Raw genomic sequence first — 13,733 nt, 5'->3', positions numbered from 1 at the left:
GCTCGGAGTGCCCGTGCCGGTGGCTCTCAACAAGGTGCCCGCGGCGGGGCCCGGCGCCGACCGGGCCGCGGAGCTGGCCGGCCTGCTGGCCGCCGACCGGTCGGTGGCCGCCGTGCATCGGCTGCCCGAAGACCTGGCGCTCGGTGCCGCTTTGGGTGGCGGCGCCACGGTCTGCGACGCCGCCCCCGACGGGCCGTTGGAGACGGCGATCGGCGAGCTGCTGACGCAAGTGCTGCCGCTGCCGGCCGGCCTGGTGTGACCCCGGGTGCCGCGCTGTCACCCAGCGTCCTTGGGCGCCGGACCCACCGAGTGTGTGAGCATGTGGCGGTGCCCGATCGCCTGACCCCCGTGGACGCGTCCTTCCTGTACCTGGAGGGCGCCCGCAGCGCGATGCACGTCGGTTCGGTCATGATCTTCCAGGCACCTCCTGCCGGCCCGGACGTGCAACGGATCATCGATCTCGTCGCCGGGCGGATCGAGCAAGTTCCGCGCTACCGGCAACGGGTGCGAGAGGTGCCGGGCGGCCTGTCCACGCCGGTGTGGATCGCGGACGGGCACTTCGACCTGAGCTATCACGTGCGTCGCTCGGCCCTGCCCCGCCCAGGGAGCCACTCCCAGCTGGAGGAGTTCGTCGGCCGCATTCAGAGTCGTCCGCTGGACCGCGCCCATCCCCTCTGGGAGATGTATGTCGTCGAGGGCCTGGAGCACGATCGTTTCGCCATCGTCACCAAGACCCATCTCGCGCTCGTCGACGGCGTCAACGCCCTCGACCTGAGTCACCTCATCCTCGACGACACCCCGACGCCGCAGCCGCCCGTGCCGGTCGACCGGGTGTCGGTCCGTGAGCCCGGCGACCTGGAGCTCGTCGTGCGCAGCATCGCCGGTCTGGCCACCGACCCACGACGCTTGGCCGGCCGGCTCGTCGGCGGCGCCGGTGACGTCGTGCGCTCGGCGAGTCGGGTGTTGGGCGCGGCGGGGGAGGTCGCGGGTCGGCTGGCCCGGACGGCCGCCTCGCCGGCACCGGAAAGCCCCCTCAACGTCGTGACCGGTGCCCCGCGGCGGGTGCGGATGGTCGAGGTGCGGCTGGAGGAGTTGCGCGCGGTACGCGACCACCTGAGCGCCGCCGGGGGTCCCCAGGTGTCGGTGACCGACGTCATGCTGACGGTCGTCACGGGGGCACTCGCGGCATGGCTGGCCGCCCGCGGGCAACCGATGCACACCGGCACCATCTTGCGGGCGCTGGTGCCCATGAGCGTCGGCGAGTCGACGCGGCCGGTCGGCTTGGTCAGCGACGTACATGCCGCGGTCGTCGACCTGCCGGTAGGGGAGTCCGATCCGTACGTCCGACTGGACCGCATCGCTTACCAGATGCGGCGCGAGGCACGGGACCGGCATGCCGTCGACGCCGGCGCCATCGTCGGGCTCGCGGGCTTCGCGCCGTCCACGCTGCATCACCTGGGCGCCCGGATGGCCAACGCCATGTCGCGGCGGTTCTTCAATGTCGCGGTCATCAACGCGCCCGGCTCCCAGCATCCGATGTACGCCGCCGGGGCGCGCATGGTCGCCGGTTATCCCGTCGTGCCGCTAGCCGCAGGTCAGGCGTTGAGCATCGGCCTGACCAGTTACGACGGGGTCGTGGGCATCGGCCTCAACGGGGACCGCGGGGCACTGCCGGATCTCGACGTCATCGCCGGCTGCCTGCCCGACGCCCTCGCCGAGCTTGCGGTCGGGATGGCCCCGGGCAGGGCAGAATCGCGGCATGAGTGAGGCGAGGGCGCAGGCCCGGGTGTACTGCCGCGTGTACGCGCCGGAACTGCGCGCCTGGAGTGCCGGGACGCCGGCGGACCTGACCGGCCGACCCGCGCAGGCGGTGACCGACCGGGCGCGCGCGGCCTTCCCGGACGACGACGAGGAAGAGCTGGAGTACGCCGCCCTGTGGTCGGCCGTCGAGGCCGCCGGCGTCGGGCAGGACCCGGCCGCCGGGCTGGTGTGCGCCGCCTTCGACGTGCCCGCGCAGTGGCTGGCCCCCAGCGGGGGGCAGGACCCGGACCGGGGCTTCGAGGTGGCCCTGCTCCGACCGGTGCCTCCCGCTCGGCTCGTCGCCCTGCACGTGCTGCCGGCCGGCGCGGACGCGGACGACGAGCTCTCCTGGTACGACGCCGCCGAACTCGACACCCTGGCCGATCCCGCCTGAATCGGGTGGCTTCGGGTTGTTTCAGGCCCCCTTCCGGGCGCTTCCGGGCGCCTCCGGCTGCTTCAGGGCCGCAGCGCGTGCGCGATGTCGGCAAGTTGACGGCGCAGCAACGAGTGCGCGCGCCCGGCCTCGCTGCGCAGCCGATGGCTCTGCGGGTTGGCCGGCTCGTCCGGCTCGCAGGGGCTGCCGTTCTGCGACGAGGCCGGAGCCGCGGTGGGAGGCGAAGCGCCGGCCGCAGCGGTCGCGCGTTCGCGCAGCGCCCGTTCCCGCAGTTGCAGGCCGGCCAGGGTCATGCCGAACTCGTCCAGCGCCGCGGCGAGCGCGCGCAGTGCCGCCACCTGAGCCGGCCGTCGTGCGTCGGCTGCACACCCAGGGCGAACCAGCACGCAAGAGTGTGGGGTTGTGCGGGCCGGTGCGTTGCCGGCCAGCCCGGCGTGCTCCGGCTGGTGCGCCTGCCGTAGGTGCTGCTCCAAGCGCGCGGCAGCCGCGCGACATGCGGCCGCGTCGGTCGGTGAGGTCAGCGGCGCAGGCGCCGGCGCGCCGACGCCGCTCAGATCCATGCCGTCACCCGGTCGCAGGCCAGGGTGAGCACCTCCTCCAGTGCCGCCTGCGTTCGGGCATCTCCGGTGTCGGGGCACAGCGTGGTCAACTCCTCGAACAGGGCCAGGGCCGCTGGGCAGTGGCTCGTCGGTTCCGGAGGGCTCGGAAGGTCTGGCGAGGTCAGCACCGCCTCAGGCTAGACGGCCGCGGCCGTGAGCCACGGAAGTTATCCACAGACTGCCTCCGCTGGTCACGCCGTCGCACGTATGATCGACCAGGGCGGTTCTGGCGGGAAGATTTCATCGGGATCTGCGCAGGCTGACGCTACTTGTCGGTGCCGCCCCCTAGCATCGTCAGCAGAAGGGCACGACGAGGTGCCTACTCACGGATCCGATGAGGGTGATACGCCGACATGTCCGCTTCTCTCGAAGAGTCCCGTCAGCATGTGCTCGCCGAGGCCGCCGCGCTGGCCGATCGATCAGTTGAGGAGCCGGAGGCGCTCTTGGCGCGCTATTACCGGCATCTAGCCGCTGAGGATCTGGTCGACCGGCGGCCCGAAGACCTGGTCGGGGCCACCCTGTCCCATCGCTCGCTCGCGCTGGAACGTCCGGTGGGCCAAGCCCGCGTGCGGGTGTTCACCCCCACTGTCGAGGAGCTCGGGTGGTCCACCGGCCACACCGTCGTCGAGATCGTCACCGACGACATGCCCTTTCTCGTCGACTCCGTCACAGCCGAGCTCGACCGGCAGAATCGGGCCGTGCACGTGCTGGTGCACCCCCAACTCGTCGTTCGGCGCGACGCCGGCGGGCGCCTGCTCGAGGTGCTCGACATCGATGTTGACCAGATCCCGCAGGTCGCGCAGGCCGCAGACCCGGGTGAGACGGTCGGCGCCGAGTCGTGGATGCACCTGCAGATCGACCGGGAGTCCGATCTGCCCGACCGGGAGTACATCACGCAGCGCCTGCAAGAGGTGCTCGACGCGGTGCGGGTCTCGGGGGAGGACTGGCAGAGCATGCAGGCCCGCGCCCGGGCCATCGCCGACGAAATCGCGCAGCACCCGCCCAAGGGCGTCGACGAGCAGGAGGTCAGCGAGGCCGCGGCCCTGCTCGACTGGATGGCCCGCGGCAACTTCATCTTCCTGGGGTACCGCGAGTACCGGCTCGGCCCGCAGGACGGCCAGGAGTATCTGACCGCTGTTCCCGAGTCGGGTCTGGGCCTCATGCGCGTGGACACCGAGGCGGCCGACGGCGACGCCTCGGAGTCGGGCGGACAGCAGAGTGGGCGCACGCGGCTGCTGGGCGCGGTCGCGGAGAAGGCTCGCGAGCCCAAGGTGCTCATCGTCACCAAGGCCAACTCGCACTCGCCGGTGCACCGCAACGCCTATCTCGACTATGTCGGCGTCAAGAGCTTCGACGAGTCGGGTCAGGTCACCGGCGAACGGCGGTTCCTGGGGTTGTTCACGGCCAGCGCCTACACGTCGTCGGTCAGCGTCGTGCCGTTCATCGGCGACAAAGTCGAGGGGGTGCTGCGGGCCTCCGGCTTCGCCCGCGACAGCCACCTGGCCAAAGACCTGCTCGGTGTGCTGGAGAACTACCCTCGCGACGAACTGTTCCAGGCCAGCACGGAAGAGCTGACGCAGACCGCGCTGTCCGTCGTGCACCTGGCGCAGCGCCGGCGCACCCGGCTGTTCCTGCGCCGCGACGACTACGGCCGCTTCATGTCGTGTCTGGTGTATCTGCCCCGTGACCGGTACAACACCACCGTCCGGCTGCGCATGGAGGCGCTGCTGCGCGAGGCCTTCGGGGTCACCGATCCCGACGCCGTCGAGTTCACGACCCGCGTCGCGGAGTCCAGCCTGGCCCGCCTGCACTACGTGGTGCGGCTGCCGCAGCGCTACGACGGCAGCGATGTCGACGTCGTCGAGCTGGAACGCCGCATCGCCGGCGCCACCCGCACGTGGACCGAGGACCTGGCCGAGGCGGCCCGCGCCGAATACGGCGAAGAGCACGCGGCCCGACTGCTGCACAGCTACGGACGCGGCTTCCCCGAGGGCTACAAGGCGGACTTCCACCCGCGCGTGGCAGTGGCCGACCTGCAGCACATCGAAGAGTTGGCGGCCGAAGGCGACTTCCGGCTCAACCTCTACCAGTCGCCCGGCGCCCCCGAGGGCGAGCGGCGGCTCAAGCTGTACCGGCGCGGTCCGGTCTCCCTGTCCCAGGTGCTGCCGTACTTCACCGACCTCGGGGTCATCGTCACCGACGAGCGGCCGTACGAGTTGCAGCGCAGCGACGGGGCCGGCGTGCACGTCTACGACTTCGGTCTCAAGGCGCGCGACGAGGCCAGTTGGCGGCGCGGCCCCGAGGGCATGCGGGCGGCGTTCCAGGAGGCCTTCGAGGCGGTCTGGCGGGGCAAGGCCGAGTCCGACGGCTTCAACGGGCTCGTGCTGTCGGCGGGCCTGACCTGGCGTCAGATCGTCAGCCTGCGCACGATCGCCAAGTACCTGCGCCAGGCCGGCACCACGTTCAGCAACACCTATCTCGAGGGCACCCTGCTGCGCAATGCCTCGATCGCCCGGCTGCTCGTCGAGCTGTTCGAGGTGCGCTTCGACCCGGACCGCTTCGCGGATGTTCCCGAAGCACAGCAGGAGGCCAGTCGCCAGGTCGCCGAGCAAACCGGTGTCGACGCGATCATGCACGCCCTCGACACCGTGACCAGCCTCGACGAGGACCGCATCATCCGTTCGTTCCTGCAGGTCATTCAGGCCACGTTGCGAACGAACTTCTATCAGGCCGACGACGAGGGCCGGCCCCGACCGACCGTGTGTCTCAAGCTCGATCCGCGCCAGATCCCCGGCCTGCCCGAGCCGCGCCCCATGTTCGAGATCTGGGTCTACGGGCCGCGGGTCGAGGGTGTGCATCTGCGCTTCGGTCCGGTGGCCCGCGGTGGATTGCGCTGGAGCGACCGGCGCGAGGACTTCCGCACCGAGATCCTGGGCCTGGTCAAGGCGCAGATGGTCAAGAACGCCGTCATCGTGCCCACCGGTAGCAAGGGCGGCTTCTACGCCAAGCAGTTGCCCGATCCGGCTGCCGACCGCGAGGCCTGGCTGGCCGAGGGCATCGAGGCCTACAAGCTGTTCATCTCCGCGCTGCTCGACGTCACCGACAATCGCGTCGGCGACGAGGTGGTCGGTCCGCAGCGCACGGTGCGTCACGATCCCGACGACCCGTACCTCGTCGTGGCCGCCGACAAGGGCACGGCGAGCTTCTCCGATATCGCCAACGGGGTCGCCCAGTCCTACGGCTTCTGGCTCGATGACGCGTTCGCCTCCGGCGGCAGCGCCGGGTACGACCACAAGGGCATGGGCATCACCGCGCGGGGTGCCTGGGAGTCGGTCAAGCGGCACTTCCGCGAGATGGGCCACGACACGCAGACGCAGGACTTCACCGCGGTCGGCGTCGGCGACATGAGCGGCGACGTCTTCGGCAACGGGATGCTGCTCTCCGAGCACATCCGCCTCGTCGCTGCCTTCGACCACCGACACGTCTTCATCGATCCCGATCCGGACGCGGCCAGTTCGTACGCCGAGCGACGTCGGCTCTTCGACCTGCCGCGCAGCTCCTGGGGCGACTACGACACGAGCCTGATCAGCGAGGGTGGCGGGGTGTTCTCACGGACCGCCAAGTCGATCACCTTGACCGACCAGATCCGCACAGCGCTCGGCATCGACGCGCAGGTGCGCACGATGACCCCCGCCGAACTCATCAAGGCCGTCTTGCTGTCGCCCGTCGATCTGCTGTGGAACGGCGGCATCGGCACCTACGTCAAGGCGGCCTCGGAGAGCGACGCCCAGATCGGCGACCGCGCCAACGACGCCATCCGCATCAACGGCAAGGACCTGCGGGTTAAGGTGGTGGGCGAGGGCGGCAACCTCGGCTGCAGCCAGCTGGGCCGGATCGAGGCTGCGCTCGCGGGGGTGCGGATCAACACCGACGCGATCGACAACTCGGCCGGTGTCGACACCTCCGACCACGAGGTGAACATCAAGATCCTGCTCACGGGCCTGGTGCGCGACGACGACCTGACCCGCAAGCAGCGCGACGAACTGCTCGCCTCGATGACCGACGAGGTCGGTCTCAAGGTGCTGCGGGACAACTACGAGCAGAACGTGCTCCTGGGTAACGCCCGCGCCCAGAGCGTCGAGATGGCCACCTTGCACGAGCGGTTCATGGACTGGCTCACCGAGCGGGGCGAGCTCGACCGCAACCTCGAGTTCTTGCCGAGCGACGAGACCCTCGACGAGCGGCTGGCCGACAACATGGGCCTGACCTCCCCGGAGTTCTCGGTGCTCGTGGCCTACTCCAAGTTGGCCCTCAAGGCCGACCTGACGAACAGCGACGTGCCCGACGAGCCGTTCTTCGACCAGACGCTGCGCGACTACTTCCCCGAGCCCATCCGCGAGCGTTACGCCGAGCAACTCGAACGGCACCCGTTGCGGCGCGAGATCGTCGTCAACTCCGTGGCCAACTCCATCGTCAACCGCGGCGGCATCACGTTCGTCTACCGGGCGATGGACGAGGTCGGGGCGACGGCCGAGCAGGTGTCGCGCGCCTTCGTCGTGGCGCGTGAGGTCTACGACCTGGCGTCCTTCGTCGCCGGGGTCGAGGCGCTGGACAACGAGGTGAGCGCCGCGGCGCAGACCCGCGTCTACCTGGAGTTCCGGCGGTTGCTGGACCGGGCCGTGCGCTGGTTCCTGCAAAACCGGCCGGCCCGCCTCGACGTGCGGGCCGAGATCGATCGGTTCGGGCCGAGCGTCGCGCAGATCCGCGGCTCGATCGACACCCTCCTGCAGGGGTCCGAGCGGGCCCGTCTGGACAAGGACACCGAGTCGCTGATCAGCAAGGGCTTCCCGCCCGAGTTGGCCCGCGGTGTGGCCGGCCTGCTCGACATCTACTCGTGCCTGGACATCGTCGAACTGGCCACGGACCTGTCGCTGCCGGTAGAGGAGGTCGCGGGCGTCTACTTCGCGGTGTCTGCCTCGTTCGAGATCGACAACCTGCTCTCGCGGGTCACCGACCTGCCGCGCGCCGACCGCTGGGACTCCCTGGCGCGCAGCGCGATGCGCGACGACCTGTACGTCGCCTTGGAGGCGCTGGCTCGAGCGGTGCTCGAGTCGACCTCCAGCGAGGACGACCCGCAGGTCCGGATCGAGCAGTGGACGGCCGACAACGCCGAGGCCCTGGAGCGCACCCGCAAGGCGCTCGCCGGGCTGGAGGAGCTCAGCGAGCCGACCCTGGCGTCGCTGTCCGTGGGGCTGCGCATGCTGCGCAGCGCTGTGCGCTCGGGCAACGCGACGACCTGACCCGAGCCGCCCGCGGGGACGAGTCCTACCCCGCGGGCCGCTCGGTGGGGCGCTCGGGTGTTCATTGCCCGCAGCAAGCCGTCGCTGCGGCGGCCCTGGCGGCACGTACGCTGCTGTGCGTGGGCACCACTGCAGACGTCATGGTTCGGGCACGGCAGTTGCGGGCACAGGATGTCGATTGGCTACACCTGCTGATCGGCGACTGGCAACTCATCGCAGACCTCTCGTTCGCCGACCTCGTGCTCTGGGTGCGCGTCGACCCCGGCGCCGCCGACCCGGACTTCTCCGTGCACGACTCCCAGTGGGTGGTCGCCTCCCATGTGCGCCCCAATACGGGTCCGCTGGTGTTCTTCGACGACATCGTGGGATCTCGGGCCGGGGCCGAACGCCGGCGGCTGCTCGACGCGTGCGCGCAGCTGGGGCAGATGATCTTCGACACCGACCGCGATCGTGACGAGGTCAACGTGCGGCAGACGGCCATCCCGGTCGTGCGCTCCGGCAAGGTGCTGGCGGTGCTCACGCGACACAGCAATGTCGCCACCGGGCGGATCCCCAGCCGGCTGGAACTGACGTACCTGAGCCTGGCGACGCAGATGCTGGAGATGATCGCCGCCGGGGCGTTCCCCACTCTCGGCGCCCCCACCGGGCAGCGCCGCGGCGCGCCGCGGGTCGGCGACGGGGTCGTCAGCCTCGATTACGAGGGCGTCGTCACCTACGCCAGCCCGAACGCCATCTCCGCCATCCACCGCATCGGCCACCCCGGCCCGATCCTCGGTGAGCAGCTGAGCCGCATCGTCTCCGACCTGCTGGAGGACCACACCGTGGTCGACGAGTCGCTCGTGTTGGTGGTGACTGGCAAGGCCCCGTGGCGCAGCGAGATCGATGCCCACGGCGCCAGCCTGAGCCTGCGCGCGATCCCGCTGACCAGCAGCGGAGTGCGGACCGGCGCCATGGTGCTGCTGCGCGACGTCAGCGAGTTACGCCGCCGGGAGCGCGAGCTGATGACCAAGGACGCGACGATCCGGGAGATCCACCACCGGGTCAAGAACAACCTGCAGACGGTGGCTGCGCTGCTGCGCCTGCAGTCGCGCCGAGTCGAGGACGAGGGGGCCCGGGCCGCCCTGTCCGAGGCCGGACGGCGCATTGCGACGATCGCGCTCGTGCACGACACCCTGAGCCGCACGATCGATGAGGACGTGGACTTCGATGACGTGCTGACCCGCGCGCTGAACGCGGTCGTCGAGGTAGCCACCGACGGCCCGCCCGTCGACTGGGTGCTGACAGGGACGTTCGGGCGGGTGGGCGCCGAGGACGCGACGTCGCTGGCGATGGTGCTCACCGAGCTGGTCCAGAACGCCGCCGAGCACGGCCTGGCGGGTATCGGCGGCAGTGTCGTCATCGATGCCCGCCGCGGCGTCAAACGTCGCCTGTCGGTCACGGTGACCGACGACGGGGTCGGGCTGCCGGAGAACTTTCGCCCGGGCCGCTCGGGCCTGGGCACCCAGATCGTCTCGGCGCTGGTCGAAGACCTGCGCGGCCGCATCACGTGGGAGCGGGTCCAGCCGCACGGCACGCGGGTCACGTTCACCGCCAAGCTGCGCACCGTCAAACCGGCCCGGCAGCCGGAGAGCGACGAGCTCGACGAGGGGGGCGACGCGAGCGGCTGACGTGGGCGCGATGCGCCCTCCCAGGGCTATCGCCGGGCACGCGAAACGGCCGGCAGACGCGGAGTCTGCCGGCCGTTCGACGGTCGTGCTGCGGCTGTTGCGCGGTGCCGCTGCGTGGGTGCCTGGCTCGCCGCGCTCAGCTGGCGCGTCGGGCGCGGGCGTTGCGTCGCTTCAGGGCGCGGCGCTCGTCCTCGGACAGGCCGCCCCAGACGCCCGCGTCCTGACCGGACTCCAGCGCCCACTTGAGGCACGTCTCCTGTACCTCGCATCGACGGCAAACCGCCTTGGCCTCCTCGATCTGGAGGAGGGCAGGGCCGGTGTTGCCGATCGGAAAGAAGAGCTCGGGGTCCTCTTCCAAGCATGCAGCGCGGTTGCGCCAGTCCATCGGTTACTCCTTGCCTCGTGGTCCACCTGCGCCGCGGATCCGCGAGGTGAATCTCTGTAGCTCTCGCACACGGGCGTGCGCGCACGCTGCACCCATGTGAACAACTTCGGTTGCGTCGTTACCGTTCCCCCGGTGCACCATGATCGGGCGGGATCACGCTTGCACCTCCACGGCCTTCTGCGGTCTGTTCCGCCGACCGGTCTTGCCGACGACGATTCGTTGCAACGACGACGACAGCGTCGTTGTTCCCAGACTCACAGAGCGATTTCCGCACGGCAAGGTGTTAAGGATAGTTTGCGCACGAGTCGTCGTGTGACGTCCGTCACCGCCGTGACGGCTCGGCCAAGTGCGCCGTGGCGCGAGGCGCCCCGGATGGGTGTTCAGCCATCACGGTGGCTGGTGACCCGTCGGGGCCGTCGGCATCGACGGTCGGGGACCACGTTATCCCACTTCGACGTGTGCGAACACCTGCGCCCAGGCGCCCGCCGATCGCGCGTCGAGACCGATCACACGCAGGTCTGGCGATTTCGTTCCGTGGGCTCGCTCGCATGTGTGCCGGGGAGCCGGTAGCGTGAACCTACGTTTGCGTAAGTTGTTCGCCCGCCTCGTCCGCACCGGAGGTGCCTGCGTGTCATCCACACCCTTGCCCGTCGTCATCCAGGGAGGGATGGGCGTCGCCGTGTCGTCCTGGTGGATGGCCTCGAGCGTGGCCCGTGCCGGTCACCTCGGCGTCGTCTCCGGTACGGCGCTCGACGCCGTGCTCGCCCGGCGCCTGCAGGACGGTGACCCGCAAGGGCATGCCCGTCGGGCGCTGGCCCACTTCCCGTGTCAAGAGATGGCGCAGCGAATCCTGGACAAGTACTTCAAGGAGGGGGGCCGCGACGGCGCGCCCTACCGGCCCAATCCGACGCTGACGGTCGAGCCGAGCAAGGCGGCCGTCGAGCTGAGCGTGGTCGGCAACTTCGTCGAAGTGTGGTTGGCCAAGGAGGGGCACGACGGCCTCATCGGGATCAACTTCCTCGAGAAGATCCAGATGGGCACGCCCACCGCCGCCCTTGGCGCCATCCTCGCCGGGGTCGACTACGTCCTGATGGGGGCCGGCATCCCGCGGGAGATTCCGCGGTTGCTGCGCGACCTGTCCGCGGGGCGGTCGGGTGGCATCACCATCGACGTCGCCGGCGCGACCCAGCACTACACCTCCACGATCGACCCGACGGCGGTCATGGGTGAGGCACTGCCGAGCGACCTGAAGCGCCCACAGTTCTTGGCGATCGTTTCGCTGCACTCGCTGGCCGCCTACCTGTACCGCGACGAGGACATCCGACCCGACGGTTTCGTCGTCGAGGGGCCGCCGGCCGGCGGCCACAGCGCCCCGCCGCGCGGCAAGATGCAACTCGACGACGACGGTCAACCGATCTACGGCCTGCGCGACCAGCCGGACCTGCGCAAGATCGCCGACCTCGGGCTGCCGTTCTGGCTCGCGGGCGCCTTCAGCAGCCCGGAGAAGGTGGCGCAGGCGCTGGCGACCGGCGCGACGGGAGTGCAGTGCGGCACGATCTTCGCCCTGTGCACCGACTCCGGCCTCACCGAGAAGGTGCGCGGCCAACTGCTCGACCGCCTGCGTCGGGGCGTCCTTTCGGTGCGTAACGACCCGCTGGCCTCGCCGACGGGCTTCCCGTTCAAAGTCGCCAAGTTGCCGGGCACGATGTCCCAGCCGGAGGTCTACGAGGCCCGCCCGCGCCTGTGCGACCTGAGCTACCTGCGGACCCCCTACGAGCGACCTAACGGCACCTTGGGCTACCGCTGCGCCTCCGAGCCCGAAGACGCCTACCTGAAGAAGGGCGGCCACCTCGAGGAGACGATCGGCCGCAAGTGCCTGTGCAACGGGCTCATGGCCAATATCGGCATCGGTCAGGAACGCAAGGACGGCTACGTCGAGGCGCCGGCGGTGACCCTCGGTCAGGATCTCGAGGGCCCCATCGAGTTGCTGGCGCAGTACCCGCAGGGCTGGAGCGCCGCTCAGGCGCTGGAGTGGCTGCTGACCGGTGCTAGCGACGCTCAGGGCGGGCCGGCGGACGGTCAGGCGGACTCGGATCGGCCCAAGTCGGTGCCGGCCGCGGCGGCCCGCGCGGGTTAAGTTTGGGCGTATGCGCAGGAGACTGTTCGGCCGTCGTACCCGCGCGCAGATCGTGCGTGCGGTCGGCTACACGCTGCTCGCGGGCGCGGCCGCTCAGGTGGCCGCGGCGGCGGCGGTCATCAGCGTCGACGAGGTGCGTAAGCGGCGGGCCACGCCGGCGGCCGGGTTTCCCAGCGCACCGCCGCGCTCGGTCGACGTCGTGGGCAACCGCATCACGACCTACACCAACGGCGAGGACCTCTACGAGGACATGCTGACCGCCATCGAGGGCGCCAAGTCCTCGATCTTCTTCGAGTTCTTCATCTGGAAGGACGACGAGATCGGCACCCGCTTCAAGGATGCCCTCATCGCGGCCGCCGAGCGCGGGGTGCACGTTTTCGTCATCTACGACGGCTTCGCCAATCTCGTCGTCGACCCGCGCTTCTACCGTTTTCCCGACTCCATGCACGTGCTGCGCTTCCCCGTCGTCCGCTGGGGGATGCTGCGCCTGGACCTGCGCCACTTCGGCCGTGATCACCGCAAGATCGTCGTGGTCGATGGCGATGTCGGCTTCGTCGGCGGGTACAACATCGGCGACCTCTACGCCACCAGCTGGCGCGACACCCACCTGCGGGTCCAGGGGCCGGCGGTGTGGGAGCTGACCGACGCCTTCGTCGACTTCTGGAACGAGTACCGGCACGCCTCCCGACACCCCGAACTGCCCGAGCGCGGCGCCAAGGAGTGGAACCCCGACGTCCGGGCGGCCCGCAATGCGCCCAGTCGCATGCTGTTCCCGGTGCGGGGGCTGTACATCGACGCCATCGAGCGCGCCGCCACGCACATCTACATCACCCAGGCCTACTTCATTCCGGACAACGAGATCCTCACCGGGCTGCTCAAGGCCGCCCGCCGCGGGGTCGACGTGCGGGTCATCGTGCCCGAGTACAGCAACCACATCATCGCCGACTGGGTCAGCCGCGGGTACTACTCCGAGTTGCTGGCCGGGGGAGTGACGATCTGGCTCTACCGCGACGCGATGGTGCACGCCAAGACCGCCACCGTCGACGGAATGTGGAGCACCGTGGGCACCGCCAACATCGACCGCCTGTCGATGATCGGCAACTACGAGGTCAACCTGGCGCTCTACAGCGACGACATGGCCGCCAAGATGCAGGACATCTTCGAGATGGACCTAGGCAACTGCCGGCAACTGACCCTGGAGGAATGGGAGCAGCGCGGCCGCCTGCCGCGCATCGCCGAGGCGCTGCTGAACCCTCTGCATCCGCTGATGTAGCCCTGCTCACGGCGCCGCGCAGGCGCGCCCCCACGTCGTGGCGGCGCGGCTGTGACCGGCGACTTCTCTTGCCATCAGCCGGGATCGGCTCAGGTCAGCGCCGCGCCCGCCGACTTCGTGGGTGAGGGAAATGCCGACCCGGGCTGCCGAGGCGGACCGGAGCATGGCGCCGACGCGG

The 13,733-nt window shown here is 70.2% G+C and carries 10 protein-coding genes; 7 read left to right on the top strand and 3 right to left on the bottom strand.

Features of this window, described 5'->3' with window-relative positions:
* The 3 genes from KILIM_RS15840 to KILIM_RS15830 form a co-directional block, all read left to right on the top strand.
* Positions 1–259, top strand: a 259-nt coding sequence (locus KILIM_RS15840) for a hypothetical protein (protein ID WP_217997121.1), incomplete at its 5' end; no start/stop codon positions are given.
* Between the two features lie 68 nt (positions 260–327).
* Complete coding sequence (locus KILIM_RS15835; protein ID WP_006593734.1) at positions 328–1,767, top strand: wax ester/triacylglycerol synthase family O-acyltransferase; 1,440 nt, start codon at positions 328–330, stop codon at positions 1,765–1,767.
* Positions 1,760–2,194 carry a DUF6912 family protein gene (locus tag KILIM_RS15830; RefSeq protein ID WP_006593733.1) on the top strand — a complete coding sequence of 145 codons (435 nt, stop codon included), beginning with the start codon at positions 1,760–1,762 and terminating at the stop codon, positions 2,192–2,194. Before KILIM_RS15835 ends, KILIM_RS15830 begins: the two co-directional genes overlap by 8 nt.
* Positions 2,195–2,256: 62 nt before the next feature.
* On the opposite strand, the gene KILIM_RS24085 is transcribed toward KILIM_RS15830, so the two are convergent.
* Both KILIM_RS24085 and KILIM_RS24080 read right to left on the bottom strand, forming a co-directional pair.
* Entirely contained in the window at positions 2,257–2,754 is a 498-nt protein-coding gene (locus KILIM_RS24085) for a hypothetical protein (RefSeq protein WP_157551761.1), read from the bottom strand.
* Positions 2,745–2,921 (bottom strand): hypothetical protein, encoded by a 177-nt coding sequence (locus KILIM_RS24080; RefSeq protein WP_006593731.1) that lies wholly within the window; start codon positions 2,919–2,921, stop codon positions 2,745–2,747. The genes KILIM_RS24085 and KILIM_RS24080 overlap by 10 nt, the downstream gene beginning before the upstream one ends.
* Before the next feature lie 225 nt (positions 2,922–3,146).
* Between KILIM_RS24080 and KILIM_RS15820 the strand changes: the two genes are divergently transcribed.
* Positions 3,147–8,093 carry an NAD-glutamate dehydrogenase gene (locus KILIM_RS15820; protein WP_006593730.1) on the top strand — a complete coding sequence of 1,649 codons (4,947 nt, stop codon included), beginning with the start codon at positions 3,147–3,149 and terminating at the stop codon, positions 8,091–8,093.
* A 119-nt stretch (positions 8,094–8,212) separates the two neighbouring features.
* A complete protein-coding gene (locus KILIM_RS15815) occupies positions 8,213–9,760 on the top strand; it encodes a sensor histidine kinase (protein WP_051988830.1) in 1,548 nt (515 codons plus the stop codon).
* Positions 9,761–9,896: 136 nt separating this feature from the next.
* Here KILIM_RS15815 and KILIM_RS15810 read toward each other — a convergent pair whose 3' ends face one another.
* Entirely contained in the window at positions 9,897–10,145 is a 249-nt protein-coding gene (locus KILIM_RS15810; protein WP_006593728.1) for a WhiB family transcriptional regulator, read from the bottom strand.
* Between the two features lie 628 nt (positions 10,146–10,773).
* On the opposite strand from KILIM_RS15810, the gene KILIM_RS15805 reads away from it, so the two are divergent.
* Both KILIM_RS15805 and KILIM_RS15800 read left to right on the top strand, forming a co-directional pair.
* A complete protein-coding gene (locus KILIM_RS15805; protein WP_255247680.1) occupies positions 10,774–12,282 on the top strand; it encodes a nitronate monooxygenase in 1,509 nt (502 codons plus the stop codon).
* Between the two features lie 10 nt (positions 12,283–12,292).
* The gene (locus tag KILIM_RS15800; protein ID WP_006593726.1) at positions 12,293–13,555 is read left to right on the top strand and encodes a phospholipase D-like domain-containing protein; all 1,263 of its coding nucleotides are present in this window, start codon (positions 12,293–12,295) and stop codon (positions 13,553–13,555) included.
* The last annotated feature ends 178 nt before the right edge of the window (positions 13,556–13,733 follow it).

Origin of the sequence: Kineosphaera limosa NBRC 100340 (assembly GCF_000298215.1) — a bacterium.
Classification (GTDB): Bacteria; Actinomycetota; Actinomycetes; order Actinomycetales; family Dermatophilaceae; genus Kineosphaera; species Kineosphaera limosa.
The sequence above is the reverse complement of the archived record's forward strand: the minus strand, read 5'-3'. Positions and strand labels throughout refer to the sequence as shown.

Coding starts and splice junctions, on each gene's coding strand:
- KILIM_RS15830 (WP_006593733.1), top strand. CDS start 1,760: ATGAGTGAGGCGAGGGCGCAGGCCCGGGTGTACTGCCGCGTGTACGCG.
- KILIM_RS24085 (WP_157551761.1), bottom strand. CDS start 2,754: ATGGATCTGAGCGGCGTCGGCGCGCCGGCGCCTGCGCCGCTGACCTCA.
- KILIM_RS15820 (WP_006593730.1), top strand. CDS start 3,147: ATGTCCGCTTCTCTCGAAGAGTCCCGTCAGCATGTGCTCGCCGAGGCC.
- KILIM_RS15810 (WP_006593728.1), bottom strand. CDS start 10,145: ATGGACTGGCGCAACCGCGCTGCATGCTTGGAAGAGGACCCCGAGCTC.
- KILIM_RS15800 (WP_006593726.1), top strand. CDS start 12,293: ATGCGCAGGAGACTGTTCGGCCGTCGTACCCGCGCGCAGATCGTGCGT.